The 14,393-nt window shown below is 42.9% G+C and carries 11 protein-coding genes; 2 read left to right on the plus strand and 9 right to left on the minus strand.

Going from position 1 to position 14,393, the window contains the following annotated elements; translation table 11 throughout:
- Window positions 1-21: 21 nt before the first annotated feature.
- From secA to ACFQ1G_RS14050, 7 genes are all read right to left on the minus strand, one after another.
- Window positions 22-3,375: a preprotein translocase subunit SecA gene (secA, locus tag ACFQ1G_RS14020; protein WP_380740581.1), complete on the minus strand. Its 3,354-nt coding sequence runs from the start codon at window positions 3,373-3,375 to the stop codon at window positions 22-24.
- An 86-nt stretch (window positions 3,376-3,461) separates the two neighbouring features.
- A complete protein-coding gene (locus ACFQ1G_RS14025; RefSeq protein ID WP_013070580.1) occupies window positions 3,462-3,683 on the minus strand; it encodes a DUF2795 domain-containing protein in 222 nt (73 codons plus the stop codon).
- A gap of 148 nt (window positions 3,684-3,831) precedes the next feature.
- Window positions 3,832-4,407, minus strand: coding sequence for a cob(I)yrinic acid a,c-diamide adenosyltransferase (locus ACFQ1G_RS14030; RefSeq protein ID WP_380740584.1), 576 nt, complete (start codon window positions 4,405-4,407; stop codon window positions 3,832-3,834).
- Between the two features lie 358 nt (window positions 4,408-4,765).
- Complete coding sequence (locus ACFQ1G_RS14035) at window positions 4,766-4,930, minus strand: hypothetical protein (RefSeq protein ID WP_380740586.1); 165 nt, start codon at window positions 4,928-4,930, stop codon at window positions 4,766-4,768.
- A gap of 54 nt (window positions 4,931-4,984) precedes the next feature.
- Complete coding sequence (locus ACFQ1G_RS14040) at window positions 4,985-5,686, minus strand: ABC transporter ATP-binding protein (RefSeq protein ID WP_380740588.1); 702 nt, start codon at window positions 5,684-5,686, stop codon at window positions 4,985-4,987.
- Between the two features lie 125 nt (window positions 5,687-5,811).
- The gene (locus ACFQ1G_RS14045; protein WP_380740590.1) at window positions 5,812-6,591 is read right to left on the minus strand and encodes an O-methyltransferase; all 780 of its coding nucleotides are present in this window, start codon (window positions 6,589-6,591) and stop codon (window positions 5,812-5,814) included.
- A gap of 21 nt (window positions 6,592-6,612) precedes the next feature.
- Complete coding sequence (locus ACFQ1G_RS14050; RefSeq protein WP_380740592.1) at window positions 6,613-8,478, minus strand: ABC-F family ATP-binding cassette domain-containing protein; 1,866 nt, start codon at window positions 8,476-8,478, stop codon at window positions 6,613-6,615.
- A 162-nt stretch (window positions 8,479-8,640) separates the two neighbouring features.
- On the opposite strand from ACFQ1G_RS14050, the gene ACFQ1G_RS14055 reads away from it, so the two are divergent.
- Window positions 8,641-9,429 carry a polysaccharide biosynthesis/export family protein gene (locus ACFQ1G_RS14055; RefSeq protein ID WP_380740594.1) on the plus strand — a complete coding sequence of 263 codons (789 nt, stop codon included), beginning with the start codon at window positions 8,641-8,643 and terminating at the stop codon, window positions 9,427-9,429.
- 3 nt (window positions 9,430-9,432) lie between these two features.
- Window positions 9,433-11,898: a GumC family protein gene (locus ACFQ1G_RS14060; protein ID WP_380740596.1), complete on the plus strand. Its 2,466-nt coding sequence runs from the start codon at window positions 9,433-9,435 to the stop codon at window positions 11,896-11,898.
- A 9-nt stretch (window positions 11,899-11,907) separates the two neighbouring features.
- Here the strand turns inward: ACFQ1G_RS14060 and asnB are convergent, their stop codons facing one another.
- Together asnB and ACFQ1G_RS14070 are read right to left on the minus strand one after the other, a co-directional pair.
- Complete coding sequence (asnB, locus tag ACFQ1G_RS14065; RefSeq protein WP_380740598.1) at window positions 11,908-13,623, minus strand: asparagine synthase (glutamine-hydrolyzing); 1,716 nt, start codon at window positions 13,621-13,623, stop codon at window positions 11,908-11,910.
- Window positions 13,623-14,354, minus strand: a complete 732-nt coding sequence (locus tag ACFQ1G_RS14070; RefSeq protein WP_380740600.1) for an acylneuraminate cytidylyltransferase family protein — start codon at window positions 14,352-14,354, stop codon at window positions 13,623-13,625. Before ACFQ1G_RS14070 ends, asnB begins: the two co-directional genes overlap by 1 nt.
- Window positions 14,355-14,393: the final 39 nt, after the last annotated feature.

Genomic DNA, 14,393 nt, shown 5'->3' on the forward strand with positions numbered 1-14,393 from the left:
AAAAATAGTATTTAACGTATTTTATTCATCAACAAGCACCCAGTCTCCTTTATCTAATAAAGGGATAGCTTGTTTAAATTTCATGGATTTATTCTCGCCGCTCATTACATTTTTAATGGTAACACGGTCGTTTCTACCAATCTTAGGACGTTCCCTGGTAATGGTTTCAGTTACCTGAGGACGGCGCTGGGTTTGTCCTGCAGCCCTGTTTTGTGCTGCACGCTCATCCATGTTCGGGATCTCTTCCTTGGTAGTTTCAACTTTTTCACGACGCTGTTGTCTCGCTTCGTGGATCTGACTTGGGTTAGGTGCCGGAAGCTCTCCTTTGAAAAGGAAGGAGATCACATCTCTATTCACCTGATCAAGCATCACTTTGAACAATTCAAAAGCTTCGAACTTGTAGATCAATAATGGATCTTTCTGCTCATGAACAGCCAACTGTACACTTTGCTTCAATTCATCCATCTTACGTAAATGCGTTTTCCACGCGTCGTCAATAATGGCTAAACTGATGTTCTTTTCGAAATCGGTGATCAGTTGCTTTCCTTCAGACTCATAAGCCTTCTCCAGGTTAGTAACAACTGATAAAGTTTTTACACCATCTGTAAATGGTACAGAGATTCGCTCGAAATTATTGCCTTTATCTTCCCAAACCTGTTTGATGACAGGGTATGCAGCATCTGCATTGCTCTTCATCTTAGCCTGGTAGTGCTCGTAGGCAGTCTTGTAAATGATTCCTGCGATCTTCTGGAAATCCATCTTCTCAAATTCTTCCGCTGTAATTGGGGAGCTCATTGAGAAATATCTGATCAATTCGAATTCAAAGTTCTTGAAGTCGTTTGCCAGTTTATTGGTTTCCGTGATACCTTCAGAAGTATCATAGATCATATTGGCGATATCCACACGAAGTCTGTCTCCAAATAAAGCGTGGTAACGACGTTTGTAAACCACCTCACGCTGGGCGTTCATAACATCATCATACTCCAGAAGTCGCTTACGTACCCCAAAGTTGTTCTCTTCGACCTTTTTCTGGGCTCTTTCGATAGACTTTGAGATCATGGAATGCTGGATCACTTCCCCTTCTTCCAGACCCATGCGGTCCATAAGTTTTGCGATCTTTTCAGATCCGAACAAACGCATCAGGTTATCTTCAAGAGAAACATAAAACTGAGAAGAACCAGGATCTCCCTGACGACCGGCACGACCTCTTAGCTGACGGTCGACACGTCTCGAGTCGTGACGCTCTGTACCTATTATGGCTAGACCACCGGCATCTTTCACTTCTTTAGAAAGTTTGATGTCTGTACCACGACCTGCCATGTTGGTGGCAATGGTCACAATCCCTCCTTTACCGGCTTCTGCTACGATATCGGCCTCTTTCTTGTGCAATTTTGCGTTCAAAACGTTGTGAGGCACATTGCGCAGCTTCAGCATTCGGCTTAAAAGCTCTGAGATCTCTACAGAAGTTGTACCTATCAATACCGGTCTTCCTGCTCTGGAAAGTTCGGTAACATGGTCAATTACCGCGTTGTATTTTTCACGTTTGGTCTTGAAAACAAGATCTTCTTTATCTTTTCTGGCAATAGGACGGTTGGTTGGGATCTCGACCACATCAAGTTTGTAGATCTCCCAGAATTCCCCTGCTTCTGTAACAGCGGTACCGGTCATACCCGATAGTTTGCTGTACATTCTGAAATAATTCTGAAGCGTCACGGTCGCGAAGGTCTGAGTTGCATCCTCGATCTTCACATTTTCCTTGGCTTCAATAGCCTGGTGCAGTCCGTCACTGTAACGACGTCCTTCCATGATACGACCTGTTTGCTCATCAACGATCTTCACCTTATTTTCCATCACTACATACTCTGTATCTTTCTCAAACAGGGTGTAGGCTTTCAATAACTGGCGAAGGGTGTGTATGCGTTCACTTTTCACGCTGTAATCGCGGAAAAGGTCTTCTTTTTTCTCTGCTTCTTCTTCTTTGGAAAGGCCTTCTTTTTCAATTTTGGCGATCTCCATACCAATTTCAGGCATTACGAAGAAATCAGGGTCATCTTTTCCTGAAAGGTATTCAATACCCTTGTCGGTAAGATCTATCTGGTTGTTCTTTTCTTCAATGGTAAAGTACAATTCGGCATCAACCTTTGGCATTTCGCGGTTGTTGTCCTGCATGTAGAAATTCTCGGTCTTTTGAAGCAAGGCTTTAACTCCTTCTTCACTTAAGAATTTGATAAGTGCTTTATTCTTTGGGAGACCACGATAAACTCTCAATAACTGGAAACCTCCTTCTTTGTTATCTCCTGCAGCGATCAATTTCTTTGCTTCGGCAAGAACACCTGTAAGGTATTTACGTTGCGCTTCAACGATGTTGGCAACAGCCGGTTTCAGCTGGTCAAATTCGTGAACATCCCCTTTTGGGATAGGCCCTGAAATGATAAGTGGCGTTCTCGCGTCATCGATCAATACCGAATCCACCTCATCTACGATGGCGAAGTTGTGTGGGCGCTGTACCAGGTCATCTGGAGCGTGAGACATATTATCACGCAGGTAATCAAAACCAAATTCATTATTGGTTCCGTAGGTAATATCTGCATTATAGGCTTTTCTTCGTGCCGCTGAGTTTGGTCTGTGATAATCGATACAATCTACTCTCAAGCCGTGAAATTCAAAAAGAGGTGCCATCCAGGCGCTATCCCTTTTTGCCAGGTAATCATTCACTGTTACCAGGTGAACCCCATTTCCCGTTAGGGCATTCAGGTACATAGGAAGGGTAGCTACAAGCGTTTTACCTTCCCCGGTTTGCATCTCGGCGATTTTCCCCTGGTGCATGGCGATACCACCAATAAGCTGTACATCATAATGCACCATATCCCAGGTTACTGGTTTACCGGCGGCATCCCAGGAGTTGTTCCATATCGCATGGTCTCCATCAAGGTTTACATAATCTTTATCTGCGGAAATTTCCCGGTCAAAAGCAGATGCGGTAACTTTTAATTGCTGATTGTTAGCAAAGCGTTTGGCGGTTTCTTTTATGGTTGCAAAAGCTTCCGGGAGTATCTCGTTAAGCACATTTTCAGAGATCTCATATGCTTTGTCTTTCAGGCTGTCAATTTCAGCGTAAATATCTTCCTTGCGGGTAATGTCTTCAGAGGCGTCGGCTTCGGCATTCAGGCTTTCAATCTCAGCATTGACCTCTTTAAGGGCTTCCTGTATTTTGTTTTTGAAAGTGGCAGTCTTGGCGCGGAGTTCATCTAAGGAAAGAGCCTCAAACTCCTGTTCCAGCTCTTTGATCTTAGTGACGATAGGCTGAATCTCCTTAATGTCCTTTTTGGACTTGTCGCCAACAAAAACTTTCAAAATTGAATTTAAAAAATCCATAGTTTTTATTGTTTTAATATGTCAAATGTACGCAAAAAAAAAGCCTCAATTTTGAGACTTTTTTCTTCTATTTATCTAGTGTGCTTTTAGTATTCATCCTCATTCCAGAGATAATCGTCATCTGTAGGATAGTCTGGCCAGATCTCCTCGATCGAATCATAGGAATCACCCTCATCTTCGATGGCCTGAAGGTTTTCTACAACCTCAAGCGGGGCACCCGTTCTGATGGCGTAATCAATTAACTCATCTTTTGTTGCGGGCCATGGCGCATCACTTAAATAAGATGCTAATTCTAATGTCCAATACATCGGTTAATCGGTTTTAATTTTTGCAAAAATAATTTTTTTGACGAGATAGTCAAGAAAAAAATCTATTATTTATCAATAATTTAAAGAACGTTTTTCTAAAAACTGTAATCTGTTGAAAATGTCTAGTTTTGAGAATCCTTTCGGAGGGCTAAGATTCTTTTTGAGGAATCCACTGAATTTCTTCTGCCTGTAAATCTTTTGACAACTTCCGTGCCAGCACAAATAAATAGTCGCTCAGCCGGTTCAGGTATTTCAAAACCTCTTCGTCAAACGGCTCATTATCAAAGAGTGCCGTTGCTAAACGTTCTGCTCTGCGACATACGCAACGCGCTATGTGACAAACTGACACGGTTTGATGGCCACCCGGTAGAACGAAGTGAGTCATTTCGGGTAATTCCTCGTTCATTTGATCCATTTCCTTCTCCAGGAATTCGATGTCTTCGGCAGAGATCCTTGGGATATCAAGACGTTGCTTTCCGCTTTTTAAGGTAGCTTTCTCAGGGTCTGTTGCCAGTATCGAGCCCACGGTGAACAGTTTATTCTGGATCTTCAAAAGGGAATTAAAGCTATGTGCATCGAGCTTTTGATCGCGTAACATTCCCAGATGAGAATTTAGTTCATCTACGGTCCCATAACTCTCTATCCTCAAATGATGTTTTGGAACCCTGGTGCCGCCGAAGAGGGCAGTGGTTCCTTTATCGCCCGTTTTAGTATAAATTTTCATGGATTTATCTTCAAAATTAGTTGCTGAAGAACAGCTCAGAATTCTTAAAGAGGCTAATGTAATAAAAATGACAGCAGTTGGGATTTTCCGGAAGGAAAAACCCGTAAGATTTACGCGATGTTCTGTTTTCGCTTTTTCTTCCAGAACTTTTCGCTCAGCGAACGCCTGAATTCCAGTTCCTTTTTACGCCTTTTACGGCTTCTTAAATAGAAGTAAAATGAGACGCACACTGAGAGCAGTGCGAGATATAAAAAGATATTATCGAAGAAGGAGATAGCCATAACTTCCATTTTTAGCCATCTTCAATTTAGATAAAAACTATTTTAAAAACAATTTTAAATAGCTGAATTACAAATTTTTAACGATTCCTTCTGTTTCGCTTCTCGTGGTATCTTTTCCGGAAGTTCCGGTTTTTCTGGTCTTCTCTGTTCTTTTTGGTCTGTCGTTTGTTCCAGAGAAAAAATGCAAGAAAAATGATGATTACGGCAATGTAAAGCAAGGTGTCATTATCGAGAAATTCCATGAAGAATAATTCAGCAGTTTAAAAAGGTAAAATTAAGCATTTCCGCAGTAAGTGCTATTCCCCGGCTAAAACAGATTTTCGCTCATCACTTTCCACCATTCCGTCTCGTAGTCTAATGATGCGATGGGCGTGTTTCGCGATATCTTCTTCGTGTGTTACCAGGATCACCGTATTTCCGGCAGCGTGAATGTCATCAAACAGGTTCATGATCTCTACGGAAGTTTTGGAATCCAGGTTTCCGGTAGGCTCATCGGCAAGGATTATGGACGGTTTATTGACTAAAGCTCTTCCTACCGCTACACGTTGGCGCTGTCCTCCTGAAAGTTGATTGGGTTTATGATCCATTCGGTCGGCAAGACCTACGTCTGTAAGTACTTTTTCCGCACGTTCCTTTCGCTCTGCTTTGCTGGCACCGGCATAGATCATAGGTAGCGCGACATTGTCTAAGGCAGTAGTTCTTGGTAAGAGGTTGAACGTCTGGAAAACGAACCCGATCTCCTTATTCCTGATCTCTGCCAGTTCGTTATCGCTCATCTGGCTCACATCGTTCCCGTTCAAAATATATTGTCCGGAAGTTGGGGTGTCCAGACATCCCAAAAGGTTCATTAAAGTAGATTTTCCGGAACCCGAAGGACCCATGAACGCTACATATTCCCCTTTCTCAATGTCAAGGTCAATGCCTTTTAAGACTTTTACAATTTCCTGGCCCAGGTAGAAATCCCGGGTTATATTCCTGATCTTTATAACGCTGCTCATATAGTTTTTTCTTACATTCAGTAAGACGCAAGTTACATTGAAATGTTACAGCTGCAGATTTTCAATTTTTCTACGGAAGGGAAAACTTAATGACTTGTCTTTGACAGGGTAGTTGAAAGATGGAGTTATGGTCGTATCACAAAATGCTCTTTTTCCTGTTCCCTTCGGAAAAAGACAAATCCCCAGAAAAAAGTATCGATAGTGACTTTAACTGCCGGATGCTTTTTTATCTCTTCCCAGGCTTCTTCCATTTCTGCAGACCAGTGAATGTCATCGAAGATAAATACGGTATCGTTGTGAGCTGTTGGTAATAATTTTTCAAAATAGCTCAGAGTGGCCTCTTTCTGATGGTTTCCGTCAAAATAGACCAGGTCGAATTTTGCTTTTTCCGTTTCGGAAATGATATTTTTCAGAACACTGTCGAATTCCCCGATCTTAAAGTCTATTTCCTGAAAACCGTGTTTTCGGAGATTTTCTTTTGCCACTCTTGCTGTTTCTGGGCAACCTTCAATAGTTGTGATCTTAATATCATTCCCCGCAGCCATAGCGGCAGTTCCTATCCCGACGGAAGTGCCAATTTCAAGAACATTTTTAATGTTCAGGTAAGGAATTAATCTGTTCAGTAGCCTCGCCCGGGACGGAGTAATTCCCGCATTTTTCGCGATAGCTGAAACTTTCCTGGTATCCGATCTAAAAACACGGCTGCCTGCGCCAAAATCGGTTACCTCAATACTTTCAGCATTTTTTAAAAGTGATCTTCGGTATTCTTTGATCTTCTCGTAGGCCGGTTTTTTCTTTTTATCATAAAAACAGCGGGTAACCAGGTTGTACACAAAAGGGGAGTGGACCCCGTGCTGATTACTGGATCTCCAAAGGAACTTTATGTATGCTAGGATTATGTGCAAACTAATCTGGAAAATCAGGTTTTATGATTCAGCTTTGTCTCCAAGTTCAAACCAGCGTTCAGTTTTCTTCTCTATCTCATCAATGATCTTTTGGAGTTCTAAGGAGGTCTTGTCTATCTCTTCGCCGCTTAGATCCTGCAGGAACTTTTTCTGAACTTCCTCTTTCTTTTTCTCCAGATTATGGATCTCCCTTTCCAGCTTCTGGTATTCCTTCTGCTCATTATAGGTGAGTCCGGTAGTCGTGGTTTCTTTCTTCCAGGCTTTTTTATCGGTTGAGGCAGTTTCAGATTTTGAAGGCTCTGCAGGAGAACTGGCTTCATATTCCCTGTAATCAGAGTAATTTCCGGGGAAATCTTCAATTTCTGTATCGCCTTTGAAAACGAATAAATGGTCTACGATCTTATCCATGAAATAACGGTCGTGAGATACCACTATCAGGCAACCGGGAAAATCCAACAGGAAGTTTTCGAGCACATTCAGGGTGACGATGTCAAGGTCGTTCGTAGGCTCATCCAGGATGAGGAAATTGGGATTCTGAATGAGAACGGTACACAAATACAGTCGTTTTCTTTCGCCACCACTGAGCTTTTCTACGTAATCATACTGTTTCTTGCGATCGAACAGGAAACGTTCCAGTAACTGCTGGGCTGATATCTGTCTTCCTTTTTTCAACGGAATATAATCCCCGAACTCTCTTATTACGTCAATGACCTTTTGACCTTCCTTGACCTCAATCCCTCTTTGAGTGTAATATCCAAACTTTACAGTTTCCCCGATCACGATCTTTCCTGAATCTGGTTTGACAGCGCCGGTAAGTATGTTTAGAAAAGTGGATTTTCCGGTCCCGTTCTTTCCTATGACCCCAAGACGATCCCCCGGTTGGAAATTATAACTGAACTTGTCAAGAAGCTCTTTATCTCCAAAACTCTTGGAAATGTTGTGCATTTCGATGATCTTATTCCCAAGGCGTTCCATGTTGATCTCCAGCTGTACCTCGTGGTCATTCCTGCGTTTGGAAGCCCTGTTCTTGATCTCGTGGAAGTCGTCTATTCGCGATTTTGATTTGGTGGTACGGGCTTTCGGTTGCCTGCGCATCCAGTCCAGTTCCTTCTTGAAAAGCTGTTTGGCCTTATCGGTATTGGTTTGTTCCAGGGCTATTCTTTCCTCTTTCTTATCCAGATAATAGGAGTAATTTCCTTTGTAGGTGTACAGGTTTCCGTCCTCCAGTTCTACGATCTCATTGCAGACCCTCTCCAGGAAGTAACGGTCGTGAGTCACCATGAAAATGGTGAAATTCTCTTTTCTGAAGAATTCCTCCAGCCATTCGATCATATCAAGATCCAGGTGGTTGGTAGGCTCATCCATGATTATGAGGTCAGGTTTGTTCAGGATCATGGCCGCCAGGGCAAGTCGTTTTTTCTGTCCACCGCTCAAACTGGCGACTTTGGCATGCAGGTCTTCCAGTTTTAACTTGAAAAGGATCTGCTTATAAGTGGTTTCAAAATCCCAGGCCTGGTGTGCTTCCATTTGCTCAAAAGCTTTCTGGTAGGCATCAGCGTCTTCAGGATTTTCCAGCGCTTTTTCATACTTCTCGATCACTTTCAGGATCTCATTGTCTGAAGCGAAAATGGTTTGTTCTACCGTTAAAGATGGATCCAGGTTGGGCTCCTGCGGAAGGAACGCGGTGGTGATATCTTTCCGGTAGACCACATTTCCGGCATCGGGAGAATCTGCTCCAGAAAGTATATTTAGGAGGGAAGTTTTTCCCGTTCCGTTCTTGGCGACAAATCCTACTTTTTGACCTTCGTTTATTCCGAAGGAAATATTTGAGAACAATTCCCGTTCTCCATAGGCTTTAGCAATATTTTCAACCGATAAGTAATTCACGCAGTTATTTTTTGCAAAAGTAGCTAATTCAATTATCAAATGACAAGAAACAATTACGATCGTCGAACAGTAGGAGATCTGCCGCCTCGGCCAAAGTATTTAACGAAATATTTTATTATTAGCCCTCAACTGCTATATTTGTCTTAACCTTATCAGTCCCGAATGAGTCTCAGGCAATTACTTGGAATCTTTAGTGTTATACTTTTCGTCTCTTCCTGCGTACCTAGTAAACGCTTGAAATACCTGCAGGAAACCGAAACAACTACCGATAGTATAATCGCTGTAGAGCGAATTCAGAAACCATACCGCATACAAACAAACGACCTTTTAAGCATTCGTGTGAAAGCCATGGATCAAGAGCTCGCGGGAATGTTCAACCCAATAGGGGAGGGCAATCCAAACGCTACCGGGGAAGAACGTATGTATTGGGACGGATTTCTGGTCGATGAGCACGGAAACATCAGGGTGCCAACCCTGGGAGAAGTGAATGTGCTGGGCTATACCGTTGATGAGGTAAGGGAAAAGATCGAAAAAGCCCTTTTAGAGAAATACTTTAAGGAAGAAGCGAATATTTTTGTGACCGTGAAACTCGCGGGGATACGTTATACGACCATTGGCGAAATTGGTTCGGGCAGCCAGGTGATCTACAAAGAGCAGGTGACCATTATGGAGGCGATCGCAAACGCCGGAGATATAATGGAATTCGGGGATCGTACAGATGTGATCATCGTTCGGAAATATCCGGGAGGTGAAAAAAGACATCATATTGATCTGACCAGCATGGACGCGATGAGGTCTCCATATTATTACATTCAGCCGAATGACCTGATCATTGTGAATCCGCTTCCGCAGAAAACAATAGGCCTGGGAACAACAGGGCTGGAAGTGTTCCGGACGGTAGTAAGTGTTTTGGCGATCCTTACATCAAGTATTCTATTATTCAGCAGATAAATTATGGCACAGGAAGATGATCACATATCAGATGTAGGCTCCACCTTTGATTTTAAAGGTTTTGTGCTGAAGGTTTTAAGTTACTGGCAATTGATCCTGGTTTCGATCGGGATAAGTCTGGCGGTGGCTTATTACAACAACGTACGCAAACTTCCGGTATATCGACTGGGGAATTCCATCAGCATAAAAGATGATCAAAATCCTTTTTTTACTACCAATACGAGTTTGACCTTTAACTGGGGAGGAACTTCAGATAAAGTTAATACCGCCATAACCATTTTACGATCTCGTTCTCATAATGAGGAAGTGGTCGAGCGGCTTCAGTATTATATAGATTACAAACAGGACGGGGAGTATCAGCGGGTGAATGCCTACGGATTTACCCCTTTTAGGGTGGTTGCCGATAGTTCCGCGTTTCAGGCACAAGGCAATACATTTACCGTATTATTCAAAGATCCCGAAACCTTTACTTTAAGCACGAATTTTCCGGGAGAGAATGCCCGGGTGTTCAACTATGCCGCAAAGGAATATTCTTCGGTAGTTGTTGAAAAAGGAAAGTTCGAAAGAGATTATAAACTGAATGAGCATATAGATCTGCCATTTTTTAGTGGAAGGCTGATGCCTACAGATAAGGCACCGGTTATAGGAAAGCCCTTTTACGTGCAGTTCAAACATTTTGACGGCACGGTTGGCAGGTTTAAAGGAGGTGTTTCTGTAAATCCCCAGGAAAGGGGTTCTTCTGTGGTAAATCTTTCCTTAGCAGGAAATAATAAGCCTGAAATTGTTGACTACCTCAATGGTACGGTTCGGGTGTTGAGTGAGAATATGCTTGAGCGAAAGAACCTGTTCGCTACCAAGACCATCCGGTTCATAGATAGCAGCCTTGCCGTGAAATCTTTGGAATTGCAGACCGTAGAGGATGAGCTAAATAAATTCAGAAATGAAAATCAGATTATTGATATTTCCGCCGAAACAGGCAAATTGAACACTAAGCTTACCACGCTTGAAGTTCGCAAGGAAGATATAAATCGTCAATTGGCCTATTTCCAGACCTTGGAAGACTATCTAAAGACCCGGGAGGATTATTCAGATGTGCCTGCACCTTCAGTGGCGGGAATAAGTGAAGGAAGCATTGTTAGCGGGGTCGGAAGGATTTTGACCCTGGCAGAAGAAAGAAGGAAATACCAGTATTCGCTACAGGAAAATTCTCCTGTATTCGACAATATTGACCGACAGATAAACGCGGTAAAAGCGGTATTATTGGAAAACATGGATTCTTCCCAGCGATTGCTTAGACAGGAGCTGCAGGAGATCAACCGTGATATTGCCATTGCAGAAGCCGAGATCAGAAAGCTTCCACAGGAGCAGCAGGATCTTTTGAAGATCCAACGGAAATATTCGCTTAGCGAAAAAACCTATAACCTGTTTTTAGAGAAACGAAGTGAAGCCGGCCTGGTAAAGGCAGCCAATGTGAGTGATGTGATGGTGATCGATACCGCAAAGGATACCGGTGGCGGTCAAATAGGACCTAATACGCAGCTTAATTATGTGATGGCCCTTATGGTAGGAGGGCTTATTCCTCTTACATTCGTTTTCCTTCTGGTATTCTTGAATACGAACGTTCATAATGCACAGGAAGTAACAAGGCTATCACCAATTCCGATCCTGGGATTGATCGGGAAAAGCAGACTGAGCACCAATCTGGCTGTTTTTGAGAAACCTAAATCGGCTATCGCGGAAGGTTTCAGGGGGCTGAGATCCAGTCTCCAATTCATGTATAAGAAACATGGTGTTACCGGGGCAAAGACGGTTCTGATGACCTCTTCGGTTTCGGGTGAAGGAAAAACGTTCTGTGCCATGAACCTGGCGACCGTTTTTGCTTTGAGTGAAAAGAAAACAGTCCTGGTAGGTGCCGATCTTCGTAAACCCAAGATCTTTGATGATTTCAAGATCAATAACGACCATGGTATGGTGAACTACCTGATCGGGCAGGAAACGGTAGACGGAATTCTTCAAAAGAGTATGGTGCCGCATTTGGATGTGATTACAGCAGGGCCAATTCCTCCAAACCCTTCCGAATTGCTTATGAATGAGCAAATGGATACCCTTATTGAAGAGCTCAAAAAGCGTTATGATTATATCATTATGGATGCTCCCCCGATCGGGGTGGTGGCAGATGCACTTAACCTGGTCAAGTATGCCGATGCTACTCTTTATTTGGTGCGTCAGGATTACACCAAACGTGGAATGCTCGAGGTGATCAATGAAAAATACATGAAAGGGGAGATCAAGAATATCAGTTTTGTATTGAACCACTTCCAGCATAGCGCCAAATACGGTTATGGCTATGGCTACGGTTATGGCTATGGTTATGGCTACGGAAAGTACGCCCAGTACTATGGTATGGAACCGGGACCACGAGAAAAACTGAAAACCTGGTGGAGAAAGACCATGAGGAATTTCGAATAAGCTTCGGAATTACCTCTTATTCAAAATTAGGGCGGTATTGAACCATTGCCAGATATGGAAACTGCTTTCATTGTTTCCCTGCAGATAACTTTCCCATTCTTTTTTTATTTCCTGATGGTTGAACCAGGAAGAGAATTCTGAACTCTTTAAACTCTCCAGTTCAGTCCATACAACCTCTTTCAACTCATTCCCCAGCCACTCTCGTTGAGGTGTTTGCAAAGGCCTTTTTGGAGCGTAAGTAATATCCTCAGAAACCAAAGGTTTTAAGATCTCTCTCAGCATATATTTTTGAGTATTCCCCTTGATCTTGAAGTGATCTGGCATACTGAAAGCGAATTCCACCAGATTATGGTCCAGAAAAGGTTCTCTTAGCTCAGTGCTGTAAGCCATCGATATCCGGTCATTGAATCGAAGCGCTCTGGGGATCTTGGTATAGAACAGGTCCCGGTATTGCTTATTTTGAAGTTCATTTTTGAAAGGCTTTGAATAAACCGGTTTTTCTGCCAGTTTGGAGAAATCAGAAGATAGCGCCTCTTTTTTGAAAGCTGATTTGCTTCCGGTTCCCTGAATGACCCTGGTACTCTCTTTGGATAAGTAATAATCATAACCGGCCCATTGTTCATCCATTCCCTGCCCGTCCAATAACACTTTCACACCATCCATTTGGGCCTGCCGGAAAATTTTGGAATATGCCAGGGTAGGAATGCCTCCAAAGGGTTCATCCTGGAGATCAGCCATGGTCAGACATAAAGGCATTACTTCTGAAGCTGATAATTTTACTTTCTTCAAAGGATTTTGTGTCCGGGCTATCATTTTCTTCACCCATGGCAGTTCATCATATCTCTCGTCTCCGGTGTAGAAGGTATAGGCACTTATTCTACGCTTGTCTTCAAATAGATTCACCAGCGCGAGTAATAGAGAACTGTCTACCCCGCCGCTTAAGTTAAAAGCGACCGGTACGTCAGCTCTGAAGCGTAGTTTAATGCTCTCCTTTAAAAGCTCAAAATAGATTTCTTTAGCTTCTTCAAATGTATGATCGGGTTTACTTTTTGAGATGTTCGTCTCAAAATCATACCAGCGCTCAATGTTTAGCGTATCATTTGAAAATTCCAAATAATGACCTCCCGGTAATTGGTGGATATTCTTGAAAAAGGTTTCTTCAGGCATTCCATAAGTTCCGTAGGTAAAATAGTTGGCCCAGACCTTTTCGTTGGTTGTATCATTTTTAGTAACCGCCTGAAGGGCCTTTATTTCACTGCTAAAATAGAAGTGTCCGCTTTTTTGGATATAATAGAAAGGTTTAACTCCAAACCGGTCCCTGGCCGCGAAAAGTCTTTTTTCCCGATTGTCCCAAATGGCAAATGCGAACATGCCGTTGAATTTCTGAAGACATTCCTTTCCCCATTTAATATATGCTGCCAGCAACACTTCAGTGTCTGAAACCGTTTTAAAATCATAAAAATGTTTCAGTTCTTCCCGCAGCTCTTTGTAATTATATACTTCCCCGTTAAAGCTTAAAAAATACCTTCCGGAATTGTCCTTAAAAGGTTCATTCGCCTTAGCGGAAAGGTCAATTATTGAAAGGCGATTGTGCCCGATGGCCGCGAAACCTTTATCGACATAAGTCCCTGTGTGGTCAGGACCGCGATGTGCTTGCTGCCGAAGCATTTCACTGATAGCTGCCTCAGAAGGATCAGGGCCGATTATTCCCGCGATTCCACACATTATTTTTGTTTCAGAAGTTGTTCTGCTGCTTCCCAGTCAGAAGGATTGTCAATATTGACATAGGCTGAACCAGTGGTGTCAATAAAGCCGATATTTTTCCCAAAAAGGGAATGTTGTTCCCGGAGCACTTCAGTTTTGGTCAAATAGATCGCGCCGTCCCTGTGGTAAGCTTTCGGAAGGTCCTGTCTTCGTGAAATGATCTCGCTTTCTCCCGTAGCGAGCTTTAATCCTCCGTTTTTTTCTTCAAATACCCAATGCGGATTATAATCATCCGGTACTTCACGAACACTTACCAGGGAATCATAATTACCTTCTGAAAATCTGGTAATAGCTTCATCTATAAGTCCGGCCTTCCTGAATGGCGTGGTAGGCTGTAGCAGGCAAACCGCATCAAATTTTTCACCCTTTTCCTCAAAAAAATCAAGGGCGTGCAGGATCACGTCCAGGCTGGGTGTATTATCCCCGGCCAATTCTTTAGGTCTCAGAAATGGAACTTTCAGTCCTATTTTCTTTGCGGTTTTAACGATATTCTCATTATCAGTGCTCAGGATCACTTTTGTAAGCAATTTAGATGCTTTCGCTGCTTCAAAGGTATACTGTAATAATGGTTTTACCCCTAGTGGCTTGATGTTCTTTCCGGGTATGCCTTTACTGCCCCCGCGGGCGGGAATGAGTCCGAGTATTTTCATTATAAATTGTGTCACCTCGAGCGGAGTCGAGAGGTTGTTCAAATATAGGTTTTTTACCCCCAACCCCCTGAAGGGGGCTAT

Origin of the sequence: Salinimicrobium gaetbulicola (genome assembly GCF_042676025.1) — a bacterium.
Lineage (GTDB): Bacteria > Bacteroidota > Bacteroidia > Flavobacteriales > Flavobacteriaceae > Salinimicrobium > Salinimicrobium gaetbulicola.